This is a genomic window from Granulosicoccus sp. 3-233 (assembly GCF_052681095.1).
Map to the genome: position 1 here is coordinate 149,951 of NZ_JBQYLE010000002.1, position 16,235 is coordinate 166,185.

Annotated in this window: 11 protein-coding genes; 5 read left to right on the top strand and 6 right to left on the bottom strand. The window is 57.5% G+C overall.

Annotated features, from left to right (window positions below; all coding sequences use genetic code 11):
• Positions 1 to 963: 963 nt before the first annotated feature.
• The 6 genes from ACUNV4_RS05685 to ACUNV4_RS05710 form a co-directional block, all read right to left on the bottom strand.
• Positions 964 to 3,360: a 4-alpha-glucanotransferase gene (locus ACUNV4_RS05685; RefSeq protein ID WP_430877537.1), complete on the bottom strand. Its 2,397-nt coding sequence runs from the start codon at positions 3,358 to 3,360 to the stop codon at positions 964 to 966.
• 58 nt (positions 3,361 to 3,418) lie between these two features.
• The gene (locus ACUNV4_RS05690) at positions 3,419 to 3,988 is read right to left on the bottom strand and encodes an HD domain-containing protein (protein ID WP_430877538.1); all 570 of its coding nucleotides are present in this window, start codon (positions 3,986 to 3,988) and stop codon (positions 3,419 to 3,421) included.
• Between the two features lie 171 nt (positions 3,989 to 4,159).
• Entirely contained in the window at positions 4,160 to 4,783 is a 624-nt protein-coding gene (locus ACUNV4_RS05695) for a YitT family protein (protein WP_430877539.1), read from the bottom strand.
• Between the two features lie 85 nt (positions 4,784 to 4,868).
• Positions 4,869 to 5,612 carry a tRNA pseudouridine(65) synthase TruC gene (gene truC, locus ACUNV4_RS05700; RefSeq protein WP_430877540.1) on the bottom strand — a complete coding sequence of 248 codons (744 nt, stop codon included), beginning with the start codon at positions 5,610 to 5,612 and terminating at the stop codon, positions 4,869 to 4,871.
• A 114-nt stretch (positions 5,613 to 5,726) separates the two neighbouring features.
• The gene (locus tag ACUNV4_RS05705; RefSeq protein ID WP_430877541.1) at positions 5,727 to 6,422 is read right to left on the bottom strand and encodes a response regulator transcription factor; all 696 of its coding nucleotides are present in this window, start codon (positions 6,420 to 6,422) and stop codon (positions 5,727 to 5,729) included.
• Positions 6,419 to 8,008, bottom strand: a complete 1,590-nt coding sequence (locus ACUNV4_RS05710) for a sensor histidine kinase (RefSeq protein ID WP_430877542.1) — start codon at positions 8,006 to 8,008, stop codon at positions 6,419 to 6,421. The genes ACUNV4_RS05705 and ACUNV4_RS05710 overlap by 4 nt, the downstream gene beginning before the upstream one ends.
• 234 nt (positions 8,009 to 8,242) lie before the next feature.
• Between ACUNV4_RS05710 and ACUNV4_RS05715 the strand changes: the two genes are divergently transcribed.
• The 5 genes from ACUNV4_RS05715 to ACUNV4_RS05735 are packed head-to-tail and all read left to right on the top strand — an operon-like array spanning position 8,243 to position 16,154.
• A complete protein-coding gene (locus ACUNV4_RS05715) occupies positions 8,243 to 9,523 on the top strand; it encodes a glycosyltransferase family protein (protein ID WP_430877543.1) in 1,281 nt (426 codons plus the stop codon).
• Between the two features lie 5 nt (positions 9,524 to 9,528).
• Positions 9,529 to 10,854 (top strand): glycosyltransferase family 4 protein, encoded by a 1,326-nt coding sequence (locus tag ACUNV4_RS05720; RefSeq protein WP_430877544.1) that lies wholly within the window; start codon positions 9,529 to 9,531, stop codon positions 10,852 to 10,854.
• A complete protein-coding gene (locus tag ACUNV4_RS05725; RefSeq protein ID WP_430877545.1) occupies positions 10,854 to 12,014 on the top strand; it encodes a glycosyltransferase family 4 protein in 1,161 nt (386 codons plus the stop codon). The genes ACUNV4_RS05720 and ACUNV4_RS05725 overlap by 1 nt, the downstream gene beginning before the upstream one ends.
• Entirely contained in the window at positions 12,011 to 13,879 is a 1,869-nt protein-coding gene (locus tag ACUNV4_RS05730) for an ABC transporter ATP-binding protein (protein ID WP_430877546.1), read from the top strand. Before ACUNV4_RS05725 ends, ACUNV4_RS05730 begins: the two co-directional genes overlap by 4 nt.
• Positions 13,863 to 16,154 carry a phosphotransferase gene (locus ACUNV4_RS05735; protein ID WP_430877547.1) on the top strand — a complete coding sequence of 764 codons (2,292 nt, stop codon included), beginning with the start codon at positions 13,863 to 13,865 and terminating at the stop codon, positions 16,152 to 16,154. Before ACUNV4_RS05730 ends, ACUNV4_RS05735 begins: the two co-directional genes overlap by 17 nt.
• Positions 16,155 to 16,235: the final 81 nt, after the last annotated feature.

A 16,235-nucleotide genomic window follows, 5' to 3' on the forward strand; every position in this document is an offset into this window, starting at 1 on the left:
CCTTGTGCAGGCTGTTGCAAGGTGTCTTGATGTAGAGATCAACAGGGACAAACATGCATATGAATTTGTCAATATCTCATTTATATTCAGTCTGCTTGTGGCACCAGAAAATCAGTCGATATCCTTCGTGTTAGAGGGGTGACGATGACTGAAGAAATACTCCACCGAGGATCCCCCCACGAGGATCGCCATTGACACGCTATTTCAGTCATGGACTTCGTACGCGATTCGATGGTCTGAACGGCCGCGGGTCAATATCTGGATAGACGAACAATTTGGCGGGGATTTGCTGTAGACGTTTACATGGGATGCTCGCTCGGTGACTCGAACTCGTAGTGCTCGCTCGGTGTTGCAGTTTGGGAGTGGACCGAATCCCGATAGAGAAAGTCCTTCGCTGTCATCAATCCAGCGGATGGGCGACACCGCGGCGATGTTGCAAATTATGTTTGCTTAAGAGCGCGGGGCTCCTGTTCTTTCCCCACGCGCCACCAGACCCACTATATTCTGTTAGCACTTGACGGTGAAGTAGCACCGTGTTTCCTGCCTGTCGACTTTCTCACAAGACACCTCAGAACGCCGTCATCGTTCCAGAGGATGCTCACAAAGCCGAGTGAAATACAAGTCGTGATCCAATGGGTTATGAGGAAATTCAAATAAATGGAGGGACACTGGTTACGCGCCCATCGGTGGCTTCGGGCACAAGAACGGAGTCATCCTGGTCTGTTCCCACATTGGGTTTCAGATGGCAGATATAGAGGCGGATCGATGGAGGCCTGGTGAGCGGAGGCGTTCATGCCAGATTCTGCGAGAAGCCGGAGGTACGATTCCTCCGGCTGACTTAACCAATTGTCGTCTGAGTTGTTCCGGCAGAGGATGGCGGGTGTTGTTTGACAGAACAGCTTTCCGATTGGCGATTTTCCTTTACCAGTAGAAGCCTTCAGATTGCTGCTGCAAGTCTTGAATTCAGGATGTGGCCCGACCGGCACGTTCCACCAGCAGTCGCAGTCGCGAGGTGAGGGTGCTTGCACAATGCAACTCCGAGGTAGTCAGATGCAAGCGGTAGCACCATCGATGATGGCGATCCGCGGGCACATTGATGCACTCGGCATCGGGGTTTTCATGCGCAAGCTCCGCATCGATTGCCAGAAGATCCTGCAGAGGCAGGATTGCCAGCATTGCCGGCGAGGCGAATTGCGCGGCCACCAGATGCTCGGCGGCAGCAGGGGGGAGCTCGAGGGGTGCCTGGCCACCGTGCTCGAGCACTTCATTCCAGAGGAGAGCGGCTGTTGCGGGCGATTCTCTCCACCAGCCACGCAGCACGGCCATGTCGTGTGTTCCTGTACTGGTGACGGACAGATACGGGACCGTGGCTGGATCGGTTCGCCAGTGTCCCAGCTGCTTGGGCATTCTCTCGATCTCGAGTGACAGCATGCCCAGTTCGCGCATCACTTCCGGGACCTGCGGTGGAACCATGCCCAGATCTTCGCCACAGGCGAGCATGTCGGTTGCCTCGACCACCCCGCGCAGCGCCATCCGGCCTCGGCCTCGCCACAGCGCATCATGACGGGAGTAGAAGAAGGCATTGGCCATGTCGTCAAACGCCGAGCGATTCGCGGCGGACAATTGTTCGTAGCCGCTTGTCTTCCACCACTGGATTCGTGGGTGCCAGCCACCCGGAACCGCCAGCAATGTCTGGTTGCGAGGATCGTCACCGAGAGGCGTGATCAGAGGGGCGAGGTCGATGTCATCCAGCCAGCCGCGCAGCTCGGGCTCGGTCAGCGGCAGGCAGGGTAGAAAGCGACCACGCAGCCCGGAGGGCTGGCCTTCGGGAATTTCCCAGATTCGAAAGAAGCCGAGCACATGATCGATGCGATAGGCATCGAAGGTTCGCGCAAGCGCTGCGAATCGGTGCCGCCACCACTGGTAACCATCATCTGCCATCGCCTCCCAATCGTAGGTCGGAAAGCCCCAGTTCTGCCCATCGACAGCAAAGTCATCCGGCGGGGCGCCTGTCTGGGTGCCGATGTTGAACCACTCGGGGTGCACCCAGGTCTCGACGCTGTGCGGAGAGACGCCGATGGGAAGGTCACCCTTCAGGGCAACACCGCGGCTCCAGGCGTGTTCGGCGGCAGCCTCTAGCTGGCGGTGCAGGTGGAACTGCAACCAGACGTGAAACCGGAATTCGTCATGATCTGGATGATCCGGTTGCCGTACAGCCAGAACACGAGCAGAGTCGAAGCCTGCATCGACGCCCCATGCACTGCGATCAGCCGTGCCGTGACGGTCACGAAGCAGGCACCACAGGGCGTAGGGGCCAAGCCAGTCCCACTCGGCTTCCATGAAGGCCTGCAGGCCCTGATACTTCCTGTCGGCGGCGTAGAGCTTGCGCAACAGGCCCCATTTGGCGCTCATGACCCGCAGATAGTCGATCTGGGGAAGGCCGTCGAGTTCGCCCCGAAGCCGTGTCACCTCGTCAACCACGGCGCCGGCACCCGGCAGGTCGAGCACATCGATATACAAGGGGTGCAGGGCGTGAACCGATACCGGGTCATAAGGGTAGGAGTCGTGCCAATCGTGCGTGACCGTCGTGTCATTGATGGGCAGTAGCTGGACAAGGCTCATGCCGGCGTCGGCAGCCCAGTCGATGAAAGCGGGAAGGTCGCTGAATTGTCCAACACCAAGGGAGTGCTCGCCGCGCAGCGCGAACACCGGCAAAGCAAGGCCAGCGCCGCGCCAACCGCGGCGTCCTCGAATGGCTTCGTCGACCACCACCATCCGGGTGGCGTCTGGCGGCACGATTCGCTGTTGTCCGGTTTCAGGCTCCAGGCCTCCGTCAGGTCGTCGCAGGGCATAGCGATAACCAGCCGCTGGTGCCGTATCGTGTACGGCCTCCCACCAGGGGTAGCCGTCGCGCGCGGGGCGCATCGGGATCGTGTTGCCATTCGTGTCGCCCGCTACCAGCACCACGGGGTGCCAGCCGGAAGGTACGTCCGGTTCCAGCAGGCGGAAGCATACCCGGTCAGAATTCTCCGCAACTGTGCAGGGTTCAGCTCGATGATGAACCGCACGTGCACGGGAGAACAGGCTGGAACGGCGTGAGGTACGAAGCGCGTCCTGGTCTTGCCAGCGATCGACTACCTGTGCGCCGTGAGCCAGCCCCGGTGGTGGCTCGTGATCCGGGCCTGACTCCTGTCGAACTATCGTGTCGCCTTCCACAAGCCGATAACGGTAGGCGCCGCTGATTTCGACTTCACCCTTCCACCAGTGATCGGTGGTCCAGGTCAGGTCAATGAATTTGTCACCAACGACAATCTGCAGCCGTTGGCCAGTGGTGGTCTCGTAGTGGCAACAGTGAATCATGATGGTTGATCATAACCCATGCCAATGACACCGGACAGTCAGGCGCAGCTCTCACCTGTCAGGAACGGTTGCCCTCGACGGTCCAGGGTTCACGGGTGAATACTTCCTCGAGCATCGGTCGGAAGAATGACAGCGGCTGGCTCTTGTATGCCGGATCGAAGCAGTTCTGATCGTAGAGTTCACAGAATTCGACGGCATCATCGAACCAGACATGTCCCTGGTAACGATCACGCGCATGCTTGTCCTGCCCGGTCTGTTCGCCGTAGTAGTACATCTGGAAGACGCCGTGTGTTCTGACAATCCAGTACAGGCGCTCACTGACAAACGGACGCAGTACGGCCGCAGCCAGCTCACTGTGGCTGTATGGAGCCAGCTCATCGCCGATATCGTGCACCAGTGCCGCCACGATGTAATCCCTTGATCGACCATCGCGCCAGGCACGGGTAGCTGACTGCAGCGAATGCTCCAGGCGGTTCACCCGATAACCGCTCAATGAGTTCGCCAGATTCTGCAGCTGTGCCTCGATGCGTCTCGGCAGCTGCGCAGCGTATTCCTGTTCGAGGCCTTCCAGAAAGGCATACTCCTCGGCTGTGCCGTCCTGCATGCGAGTGAATTCGACAGTGTCCATGATGCAGAGCCTCCCGACATTGCGTCAGATCCATGCACGGCCGCAGAGTGCGATCCAGACCAATGAACGCGGCAGACTCCAGCCTACCAGTGACAGGGTCACGAAGCCAGCTGTAACAGTGTGGCGCGATGGCAACAGCGGACAGGCGTTGCGGAATCAGCCACGCCGGTGTCAGTCGGCAATATAGCGGTCGTGTCGATGGTTGAAGGTGATGACGGCGCTCAGGATCAGTGCACCCAGCAGTGAGTACAGCACGCGCGAAGGTTCGAACAGGGTGAAGGCAACGGCAAACAGGACGGCGTCGAATGCCAGTTGTACAAGGCCGGCGCGCACCCCGAGATGCTCCTGAGCATAGAGTGCAACGACCCCCAGACCGCCGAGGCTGCCCTTGTGCCTGAAGGTGCCGAGCAGTCCGTATCCTGTCAGGATTCCGAATGTGATGATGCCGAAGAGCGGGTTGATGTGGTCAAAGCTCAGCCAGTTCGGAATCAGCGCCATCAGCAGGCTGAGTATCGTCACGCAGGCAATCGACTTCAGCGTGAATTCCCGACCCATTCGCGTCCAGGCGAGTGCATAGAAGGGCAGATTGATCAACCAGAACACCCAGGAGAACGACCAGCCTGTCAGGTAGGAGATGACAAGTGCCAGACCTGCCGTCTGCCCCGTGATGAACCCCAGTTGCGCGATGATGGACAGACCGATGGCGGTGGTGACCAGAGAGATCGCAAAGCCTTGCACGTCTTCGAGCGGGCTGTGTTTCGGTTGCGGCTGATTCAGGACGATGGGTGTGGGCATGGGTTCAATGTAACCTGGCGATCCTGCAGATGAACGTCGCGAGCTCAGGATGCGTCAAGACTGGCGATGAAGTCCACCGTTCAGGTCACAGGAGTGCCGGACAAGTCTTGTGACGCCAGGCGAAGCCCATCGCCGTCAGAACCTCGCGCATGTCCTGCTGCACCGGTGCCTGAAGATCGATGGTTTTCTCACTGACCGGGTGTGAGAAACGCAGACTGGCTGCGTGCAGCATGAGCCGTTGACAGTGATACTGCTGGCGCACGAAGGTATTCTGCTTCCCGTCGCCATGCGTGGTATCGCCGACGATCGGGTGAAACACATGTTTCATGTGGCGTCTGAGCTGGTGCTTTCTACCGGTGTGTGGTACCAGGCTTGCCAGTGTGAAGCGAGCGCTGGCATAGCGACCCACGGCATGGGGCAGTTCGCGTTTTTCGATGACCTGGTAGTCGGTGACGGCACTCTGCGCATCCTTGTGCTTGTCGGCCAGTTTGTCCGTCATCTTATCCTGCTCCTCCTTGAGTGGATAATCGATCCGGCCAGTGTCCTGAATATGGCCGCGAACCAGAGCAAGGTATTGCTTGTGAACCTGCCGCTCAACAAATTGTGCGGACAACTGTCTGGCGATCTCGCCGTTCAGGGCAAACAGAAGAACACCCGAGGTGGGACGGTCGAGGCGGTGTACCGGATAGACACGTTGCCCGATCTGATCGCGAGTCAATTGCAGGGCGAATTCCTGCTCTCCTGTATCAATGAGACTGCGATGAACGAGCAGGCCACTGGGCTTGTTGATTGCGACCAGGTGATCGTCTTGATGGAGGATATCGAGCATGGGCGCACGCTACCATCATTTTCGGAGCGGTGCTGCCGACGATCGGTACCATCGACGTTCCGGCGGCAACCGAGAGACTCGACGATCAGAAAGGTTCTGACCACTCGCTGTAGTTCAAGCTTCCTTCGGCGACCGCAGTACATACCCGAAACCACGTACATTCGCGATCAGTTTGGTTTCGTGTCGGCTGTCGACTTTCTTGCGCAGATAGCTGATGTAGACCTCCACGACATTGGTGGTCGGATCGAAATCATAGCCCCACACAGCCTTGAGTATCTCTTCCCGACTCATGACCATGTCCGCGTTTTCGGCCAGGAAACGCAGCAAGGAAAATTCAGTTGCGGTGAGGGACAGTGGCATCTCGGCACGGAACGCAGCCTTGATTGACAAGTCTATCCGCAGGTCATCGATGTTGATGCTCTGCGCATCACCCGCATGGCTGGTGCGCCTCAACAGGGCTTCCAGCCGTGCGAGCAACTCACCGAAACCGAACGGTTTGGTCAGGTAGTCATCGGCGCCTGCTCGCAGACCATCGATCTTGTCATCCATTGTGTCCTTGGCTGTGAGCATCAATACCATGGTATCGAGCCCGGCACCGCGCAGTTGCTTGCACAGATCGACTCCGTCGTCATCTGGCAGCATGCGATCGAGAATCAGCAGGGCGGGGCTATCGCGAGCGACACGTTCGAGAAGGTTGTGGCCATTGTGGGTGACGCTCACCTGATAGCCTTCCGCACTCAATCCTATCTGAAGAAACTCGGCAATTTCTTCGTCGTCTTCAACGATGAGAATACCTGTCTTCTCGCTCATGTCATGTTCTCTGTCAGAGGCAAGCGGAGGTGGATGACGGCTCCGTTTTCGTCGTTTTCAATGCCAATGCTGCCCTGGTGCTGTTCCGTGATCCATTTTGCAATTGACAGGCCCAGCCCGAGTCCGCGACTGGAACGTCCGCTGGGATCAGTGCCGCGATAGAAGCGATCAAAGGCACACAGCAGTTCCTGTTCGCCAAAGCCGGGTCCCTGATCACGAAGGAATATGTGGGCATGCTGATCGTCGCAAAGCAGTTCGATGCTGACCGTGGATTGATCAGGCGCATACTTGACGGCATTGTCCAGGCCGATCAGGATCGCCTGGCGAAGTCGCTGCGCATCGCCACGGATCAGGACAGGCTCTTCGGGTTGCCTGGCAGAAATGAATATTCTGCCACGACGGGAAAGCTGTTCGCTATCCAGAAGGACATCGGCGATGACGTCCTGTAATTTCACATCACCATCCTCAATGCCGATGGAGCCGCTTTCAGAGCGAGACAACAGCAACAGGTCGTCTACCAGACGCCCGATCTGTGCTGACTTGGTGACGATGCGCTGCAGGGTATGACGCATGTCGTCAACCTCTCGCTCGGGGTCACGCAATGCGATCTCGGCCTGACCGCGTAGCACTGTCAAGGGTGTGCGCAGTTCATGACTGATGTCGGCGAGGAAGTTCGAGCGGCTCGCATCGATATCCCGGAGTTTGAGATTGGCCGTTGCCAGCTCGTTGGTGCGCTCCATGACCTGTTGTTCCAGTACGGATTGGGCCTGTTTGACTCGTTCCCGTTCCGCCGCCAATTGATTCAGCATGTGGTTGAATCGATTGCCGAGCTCGCCGAACTCGTCGGTTGATGGAATACGGATTGCGTGAGTGAGCTCTCCTCGTGTGACGGCCTCTGTGGCTCGCGTCAGCGAAACGAGAGGTCTGGCAATGGTTCTGTTGATCAGGTAGGCATTGGTCATCGTCATCAAGGCAACGATGGCGATGACCGCCATCAGCAGAACCAGTGAGCGCCAGGCCAGTTCGTCGGAATCGACCAGCGCTTGCTGGATTTCCCTGCTCTCTTCCTCGAGCAGCAGTGCGATGAGCTCGTCCATCTCATTGTCCAGGGAACGTTCGATATCGTCACGATAGATTCGTGTTGCCGCCACCTGATCGTTGACCGTCAGCTTGTCGATGATTCGCCGGGAATTCGTCATGAGATCTGTCTGAATATCCTGCAACAGGTGGATCTTGGCTATTTCGCCTTGTTCCTGTTGCAATTCTTCGGGGTCGTCCTCGATACCTTGTATTTCTGCGTTGACGAAGTCGAGTTGCTGATCGATCGCCTCGGATAACTCACGATCTGCTTCATCGACCGCCGCGATTTCTTCAAGCCCCAGGACCGTGAGCTCAGCCAGTTGTTCAGACAACTGATTGGCCGCGCTGGCCATGACGTGAACATTCTGCAACTGATCGTACGACTCCTGCAGGTGTAGTCGATTCGCATTAGACAGAATGACCGCGTGAATGATGATCAGGCAAGTGCTCGAAACGCCCAGAAACAACGCGGCATTACTCAGGATGATCTTGGATCTTGCACGCATGCCTGTCAGGTTCCCGGACGCCGTTCATGAAGGATCGTTTCTGCGAAGAACCCGTTGAACGAGCGAGTAAGAGTTCTCTCTGTTGCACTGTTGTAGCGCATTTTGACTTTGTAATCATTGCCGATCTGAAACGGGAAAGTAAGCGTTCTTATCGAATTCTAATTCCGCAGCGCGTGCAGATGCGGCACTGTAATTGTCGTCACTCGATTCGTAGACCAGGGACAAGTGCAGCTCATGGAAACTCCTGCAATCAGCGTAAAGGAAAGATCTCTACCGACAGAGGTTGGACAAGGCAACAGAGCCAGCACCGTACGGCATCCACGCATTGTATTGTATTCGCACGATACGCTGGGTTTCGGGCATCTTCGTCGCAATCTGTTGCTGGCTGATGCATTGCGGCGTAGCGCAAGTCGAGCGGAGATTCTGTTGATTGCAGGCATGCGTGAAGCCGGTGCATTCGAGATCCCCGCGGGCGTTGATTGCCTGACCTTGCCAGCCTACAGCAAGGGCAGTGATGGGCAATATCAGCCGCGAGACCTTGGCAGCAATCTTGGCGAACTGACGGAACTGAGAGCCAGCATCATCAAGGCGGCGATCATGAGTTTCGAACCGGAGTTGCTGATCGTGGACAATGTTCCCAGAGGAGCGCAATCGGAATTGAACAGCACGCTCCAGCATTTACGTGGCAGCAATCCGCGAACCAGCGTCGTGCTGGGGTTGCGCGATGTCATCGATTCCCCTTCCACGGTTCGCAAGCAGTGGCTCCGGCAACGAAATTTCGAGGCCATCAGGGATTTCTACGATGAGGTCTGGGTCTATGGCGATCCAGGCATCTATGACCTGATCGATGACTGCCAGTTTGGAGAGGATATTCGCCGCAAGGCCAGTCATACCGGGTTTCTCGATCAATCAGCCAGGCTGAACAATCCGGCTGCCTGGCATTGTCGTGACTCGATACTGGGAGATGATTGTCGTCCCTATGTGCTCTGCGCCGTCGGTGGTGGAAAGGATGGTGGGGCCTTGTGTGAAGCCTTCTCCGCTGCCTCGCTCCCTGCCGGATATCGCGGAATACTGATCACGGGTTCGCAGATGGCGAAGGACAGGCGCTACTCGATACAGAAAATGGTGGATGCAAACCCTGATCTCACCCTGGTGGATTTCATCCGAGAGCCGATCGCGCTGATGCAGGGCGCTGCCGGCATCGTGTCGATGGGGGGCTACAACACGGTGTGTGAGGTGCTGTCGCTGGGTCGGCCTGCTCTGATAGTGCCGCGCGTCGCACCTCGCCAGGAACAATGGCTGAGAGCAGGGTTACTGCAAGCCCATTCCCTGGTCGACTTGCTTCATCCCGAGCGACTGGATGCGGAGAGCCTGTCTCGATGGATGACTTCACTTCATGGCAAACCGAATACGATAGCCCGCTCGATCGTGGACTTGAATGGACTGGATCGAGTGACTGCATTGGCAGAGCGATTTCTGAGCGACCTTGTTGCTCCCCTGAGTGAGGCAGGCTGATACCAATGGATACATACCACTTGTCTTCCGAGACCAACGATCATTCGCACGGTCATGACCTGACGCTGGATATGACTCGGAACACCGAGGGAGAATCACCGTCGCGCGGGGTGAAAGTCGGATACGTCGTGAAGCGCTATCCACGCTTTTCAGAGACGTTCATCGTCAATGAGATTCTGGCGCACGAGGCCGCTGGGCTGCCTGTCGAGATCTTCGCGCTTCGCCCTGTGGAAGAGACCCATTTCCAGGATACGCTGGGTCAGGTCAGGGCGCCGGTGACACGGCTACCGGACAAACTGCGTAGTGCCGATTCCTTGTGGGAGCTCATGGTACAGACGCTGCGAGCACTGCCGAAGGCGTGGGAAATACTCGCGTCCTTCAAGGGTGAGAATGCACGCAATGTAGCGCAGTCGATGATGCTGGCCATGGAGTGCCAGAAGCGGGGAGTCACTCATCTTCATGCTCATTTCGGTACGGTGTCAACCAGTGTTGCCAGACTGGCGGCCAGACTGGCCGGTATTACCTACAGTTTCACCGCCCATGCCAAGGACATCTATTACCACTACGATGTCCCCCAACAGCTGCAGTCGAAAATTGACGATGCGTCTCACGTGGTAACAGTCTCAGAGTTCAACGTCGATTTCCTGCGGCAGCGATACCAATGTCACTCCGATCGTATCGTACGCATCTACAACGGTCTGGATCTGACGCGATTTGCCTATCAGGATCCGGAACCGACGGCCACTCGTTTGCTGGCTGTGGGGCGTCTGGTGGAAAAGAAGGGATTTCACATCCTGGTGGAAGCCATTCGGATTCTGGTGCATGCCGGCAGGCAAGTGAACTGCGAGATTGTGGGTACCGGCGATGAAATGCGCAATCTTCAGGCGCAGATTGATTCCGGCAAGCTCGGCGACAGTGTGCGCCTGTTGGGAGCAAGACCACAGAGCGAGGTGTTCGTTGCCATGCGCAGCTCTGCCTTGCTGGCTTGCCCCTGTATCGTCGGAGATGATGGTAATCGGGATGGCCTGCCGACTGTTCTGATCGAGGCCATGGCTCTCGGGGTACCGTGCATCAGCACCGATGTGACGGGTATTCCGGAGCTTGTCCTCGACAATGAAACCGGCTTGTGCGTGCCGCAGGGAGACGCCGAGGCACTGGCGTCCGCGATGCTCAGAATACTCGATGACAAGGCGCTCCGGCAGCGGCTGGCGAGGGCCGGGCGCAGGAGAGTCGAAAGGAACTTCGATCAGAAACGAAACTCGGCCGTCCTCAGATCCGTCTTCGACACTGCCATCGGTGCCCATGCCAGGGTAGAGCAGGGAGCCGCGTGATGCATTTGCTATATGTCTGTGCCGATCAGGGTATCCCGGTATTCGGCTGCAAGGGCGCCTCGGTTCATGTTCAGGAAATGGTTCGAGCCTTTCTGGCGCAGGGTATTCGTGTCACGATCATGTCACCGCGATTGGAAGGAACTCCGCCACGCGATCTTGCACATCTGGCCTGTATTCCTCTGCCACGACATGAGAACAGGAACGCCACGCGGCGAGCGCGACTGACGATGGAGAGCAATGAACTGATTTCCCGTGCACTGTCCGGACCCGCACCCTGTGACCTCGTTTACGAACGTCATTCACTGTTCACACACGCTCCCATGAGCGTGGCCTTGCGCAAAGGCATTCCGGGTGTACTCGAAGTCAATGCGCCATTGATCGAAGAACAGTCACGCCACCGACAATTGCCTCTGGCGCTTGAAGCGCGCTCCATGGCCAGCCGGGCCATGCGCTGCGCAAAGGTCGTCACAGCGGTTTCACCGGCGGTCAGCGAATATGCCAGGTCACTCGGGGCGCAGCCGGATCGCATTCATGTCGTGGAAAATGGCGTCAATCCTCGTCGCTTTCCAGAGACTCGCAAGCCGGCTGGCCCTTTCACCATCGGGTTTCTGGGCACTCTGAAACCCTGGCACGACGTTACAACGCTTGTACAGGCGTTTCTGTTGCTACGTCAGCGCGGTCTTGATGCGAGTTTGCTCATTGTCGGTGATGGTCCTGAGAGAAGCTCCCTGGAAGCACAGGTCGGACGTTTGCAGTTGGCAGATTGTGTGGAATTCACCGGCAAGCAGACTCCCTCAGAGGTGCCGCGACAACTGGCTCGCATGCATGTGGCTGTCGCCCCTTATCGAGGTGATCAGCCGTTCTACTTCTCTCCGTTGAAAATCCATGAATACATGGCAGCCGGTTTGCCTGTGGTGGCCAGTCGCGTCGGTCACCTGGAATCCGTGATACGGGACGAGCACAATGGACTGTTGTGTCCCCCCGGTGATCCGCTGGCTCTGGCCTCGAAGCTGGAACATCTGGCGAGTGATACGGAACTGGCCAGGCGTCTCGGTGTTACAGCACGCGAGCATGTTATCACCCATCATGACTGGAATCAGGTAGCCAGCCACGTGCTGAGACTGGCGAATCCCGATCGGCGGTTGACGGTTGCATCGTGAGTGACAGGAAGGGTCACCGTCCAACCTCTGTTCGCCAGACGGTTCCCGGACTGCGGCGGGTGCTGGTGCGTTTCTCCCCCTATCTACGCGAGCATCGAGTGTTGCTCGCCGGATCGACGCTGGCGCTGGTACTTGCCACGCTGGTCAGATTGCTGGAACCCTGGCCACTGAAATACATCATCGATCAGGTAGTGCCGAGCATGCTTGGTATTCCTGTCATGAACGGGCAGGCCTGGTTTTCCGGTTTGGGGGCTGGCGAATTGTTGGCCTGGTGCTGCATCGCCGTTGTTGTCATCGTTGCCCTCAAGGCCGCTTTCGAATATATGGCGACCGTCGGATTTGCGCTGATCGGCAATCGGGTGCTGACTGATATCCGCCGGGATCTGTTCGACCATCTGCAGCGATTGTCTCTGTCGTTCCATACGCGTGTGCGGACCGGAGATCTGACCATGCGCCTCATCAGCGATGTTGGCATGCTGAAGGAGACGATGGTCACCGCGGCTCTTCCGTTAGCTGTCAGCCTGCTGATGCTGGTGGGGATGATCACGGTCATGCTGATGCTCAATTGGCAGCTGACACTACTGGCACTTCTGCCGCTGCCTCTGTTGTGCCTGAACACCCGGCGAATCGGCAGGAAGATTCAGATGATCAGTCGGAAGCAACGCAAGCGAGAAGGCGATATGGCATCCATAGCAGCCGAATCGCTCGCCGGCATTCGTACCGTACAGGCATTCACGCTGGAAGAGCGTGTGGCCGAAGGTTTTCAGGGAAAGAACCGGAAGAGTCTGAAAGAGGGGGTCCAGGCAAAGAAGCTGGCCGCAGCCATGGAGCGCAGCGTCGATCTGCTGCTCGCCATTGGCATGGCCATTGTGTTGTGGTTCGGTACCCTGCAGATTCAGGCCGGGCGACTGAGCCCGGGCGATCTGCTGGTGTTCATCACCTACCTGAAAAACACGTTTCGACCAGTACGCCATTATGCCAAGTACAGCAGTCGCCTGGCCAAGGCGACCGCTGCGGGCGAGCGTGTCATCGAGCTACTGGATGAAGTGCCGGAGGTGAGGAATGGGCGGGCGGCCGAGCGTGCCCCCTCCTTCAGCGGCAGAGTGCAGTTCGATCACGTCTCTTTTCGGTACGGGCGCAATGCTCTGCCTGTTCTCGACGATTTTTCTCTGTCGATCGATCCCGGTACCCGTGTTGCCATTACCGGTGCGTCCGGAGTCGGCAAGTCTACCTTCATCAGTCTGGTACTGCGCTTCTACGATCCGGAGCAAGGACGTGTTCTGCTCGATGGTCTGAATATCAGGGATTTCGAACTGACCAGCCTGAGAAAGCGAATCGCATTGGTGCCGCAAGAGAACCTGCTGTTCCAGACCAGTGTGCGAGAGAATATTGCACTGGGGGCAGAAGGGGAAGTGACCGATGAGCAGATCGAGGCGGCTGCACGCCTGGCCAATGCGCATGAATTCATCATGGCGATGCCGGATGGCTACGCTACCGTGGTTTCGGAACGTGGCACATCCTTGAGTGCCGGGCAGCGGCAGCGCATCGGCATTGCCAGAGCTGCGTTGCGTGACTGCCCGATCGTGTTGCTTGACGAGCCGACTGTGGGACTTGATCGCAACAGTGAGGCGGTGGTGATCGATGCCATCGAACGCATCTGCACCGGACGAACCAGCTTCCTGATCACACATGATCTGAAACTGGCGTCGTGTTGCGAGCGCATCGTGTGCCTCTCGCGCGAAGGTATACCGGAAGATGGAGGGCATCAGGAGCTGGTGCTACGAGGTGGGCAGTATGCCCGTTTATGGGCTTCTTCAGAGAGCTCCGAGCAACGACAGGGAAAGATGCATGCCGTCACACGCTGACCTGGAAATCATCAAACGGGAAAGCAGGCTCCCCGGCCTGGCTTTGATGCTGGACAATGAGCTGTTGTCGCAACGCCTGGGTATCAATCTGGAGAAGACAAGCTACTTCAACTACAAGCCCGGTACTTCTTGTACAGCTGGTGTCGTGGATGGTATCGGCAATGCCCATGCAGTGATGGCATACCCGCCTGAGCGCTTTGCAAAGGTGAAGGCTCGCAGTGAATTGAACGGGGGGGAGTCGCAGGCCATCTTGCTGGATGATGCCTGTGTAGCGCTGGTGCCGATGGCACTTGATCGACATCTCAGAGCCGCCCGCAAGTTGACCCTGGCTGAACAGCGGGGTCGGTTCTTGCAAAAGTTGCTGCCGAAATCCGGGTCAATCGGTCGACTGGAGACTGTAATGTTGCGCTACAAGCCGAATCGTCGCATCGTGTCGCGACTGCATGTAAACGGATACCCTCGAGCTCTGGTGAAGTGTGTTGACCCTCGAGGTTTCGGCAAGGCTCTGGTGGGAGCGAGACTATGCTCACTGCTGTCAGGGGTGCAGATTCTGGGCATCAATGACAGGCGCCACTCGATTGCCAGTGCCTGGACCCCGGGACCTTCGCTGTGTCCGGTCCTGTCTGGAGAATTGCATCGTGAGGCGCTATTCACGACCGGTAGTTGGCTTGCACAGTTCCATGAGTCACAGCCCGAGGTTCGATTGCCGTTCACCAGAGAGACTCACGACTCGCTGATGAGGCCCTTGCTCGATATCTCGGAGGATTACACACGTTTGGCACCCCGACTGTCTCCGAGATTGAATCGGCTTGCCAGTCTGGCCAATGAGGTCTGTTCTGGTTCAGCTTCGCGCCTGACACTGATTCATGGAGACTTCAGTGCCGATCAGGTAATCCTTGCCGATGAAAATGCGGCCGGAATCGAAAGCACGGGAATTCATCCGGTGGTCATTGATTGGGACCGTGCCATGATCGGCAATCCACTGCGGGATGTAGGTTGCTTTCTTGCGCGGCTGGAGCATCAATCGCTGGATGGCAGTCTCGATCTGCCTGTTGCGCGATGCGCCCAACAGGCTTTCATCGATGGGTATCAGGAGGTGTTGCCGGATACCGATATGCGCTTGATTCAGGCGTTTCATGCCAGGGCCTTGTTGTTGCTGATTTTTGACGGTTTTCGTCAGCGGCATGCCAACTGGTATGATATGGCCGAGGTGCTGCTCGGCAGAGTGGAGTCACTGCTCAAGAGAGCCAGAGTCCGGCCTCATCATGAATCGAAGAGCGAGGCCACGGCGATGCTGACGTCGGCGCTGGATATCGATGCAATGCGAAAGCCCATGATGCAGCTTCTGGCGCCAACGTCCGGTGCCTTGACGCTGGCATCCGCCCGCTTGTTGCGTCACAAGCCAGGGCGACGGGCATTGATACGGTATGACTTGCGACAGACAAGCCGTTCGCTGGTAAGCAAGCCGCTCGTCGTGCTGGGCAAGCTCAGGTTCCGCAAACCGGATGTGCAAACGCCGGCTCTGCATGATCTGCTACGTGACGCCGGACTGAATGAGAGCAATCCTCAGGGTGTGTGTGTACCGGAAAACCTGGGGGTTCACACCCTGCTGAACATCTGGTTCCAGGCCATGGTGCCGGGGAAGGAGTTGAGTCTGTCTCTCGAACCCGGTGCCGACTCCACGCCATTCGAGAAGGCCGGACGAGCGTTATCCGTACTTCATTCGACGCCGGTGAGCAGTTCTCGTCGCTGGTCCCTGCAGAGCGAGGCGGAAGTCCTTGCCGGGGCGTTGGACAAGGCGATTTCAGGGCGGCCAGACCTGACCGACAGGCTCATGACCTTGCGGGACGTAGCCATGCATGCATTTGGATCCTTGCCGGAAACCCGTGACCGCCTGATTCACCGTGATTTCTACCAGGATCAATTACTGATCGATGGCGATCGTATCTGGCTCCTCGATCTGGATCTGGTGTCGCAAGGTGACCCTGCAATCGATGTCGGCAACTTCCTTGCGCACATCAAGGAATTTGCCCTGCGTCGATATGGCTGCGTATCGGCATTACAGCCTCTCGAGCAGGCATTTGTGCAAGGCTATGCGGCCGCAGGGGCGCTGGTCGATGAACGTCGGATCTGTCTGCTCGAATCCTTGTCGCTGGCGCGTCACCTGTATATCAGCACGCAGTTTGCAGACAGAAGACATACCACTGATGCCTTGCTGGATTACTGCGAAAAGCAGTTGGCATCCAGGATTCCCCGTGATTTTCTGGTCTGCTGATGCCGGTTCGATGATCCACCGGTGGCCACATCGTCACCCCGCAGGGTGTTCATGAGTGAAATGACGGGTATGAGTGAAGGT

Excerpts from the sequence above, each read along its gene's own strand:
- ACUNV4_RS05685 (WP_430877537.1), bottom strand. The coding sequence starts at position 3,360 with ATGATTCACTGTTGCCACTACGAGACCACCACTGGCCAACGGCTGCAG.
- ACUNV4_RS05690 (WP_430877538.1), bottom strand. The coding sequence starts at position 3,988 with ATGGACACTGTCGAATTCACTCGCATGCAGGACGGCACAGCCGAGGAG.
- ACUNV4_RS05695 (WP_430877539.1), bottom strand. The coding sequence starts at position 4,783 with ATGCCCACACCCATCGTCCTGAATCAGCCGCAACCGAAACACAGCCCG.
- truC (WP_430877540.1), bottom strand. The coding sequence starts at position 5,612 with ATGCTCGATATCCTCCATCAAGACGATCACCTGGTCGCAATCAACAAG.
- ACUNV4_RS05705 (WP_430877541.1), bottom strand. The coding sequence starts at position 6,422 with ATGAGCGAGAAGACAGGTATTCTCATCGTTGAAGACGACGAAGAAATT.
- ACUNV4_RS05710 (WP_430877542.1), bottom strand. The coding sequence starts at position 8,008 with ATGCGTGCAAGATCCAAGATCATCCTGAGTAATGCCGCGTTGTTTCTG.
- ACUNV4_RS05715 (WP_430877543.1), top strand. The coding sequence starts at position 8,243 with ATGGAAACTCCTGCAATCAGCGTAAAGGAAAGATCTCTACCGACAGAG.
- ACUNV4_RS05720 (WP_430877544.1), top strand. The coding sequence starts at position 9,529 with ATGGATACATACCACTTGTCTTCCGAGACCAACGATCATTCGCACGGT.
- ACUNV4_RS05725 (WP_430877545.1), top strand. The coding sequence starts at position 10,854 with ATGCATTTGCTATATGTCTGTGCCGATCAGGGTATCCCGGTATTCGGC.
- ACUNV4_RS05735 (WP_430877547.1), top strand. The coding sequence starts at position 13,863 with ATGCCGTCACACGCTGACCTGGAAATCATCAAACGGGAAAGCAGGCTC.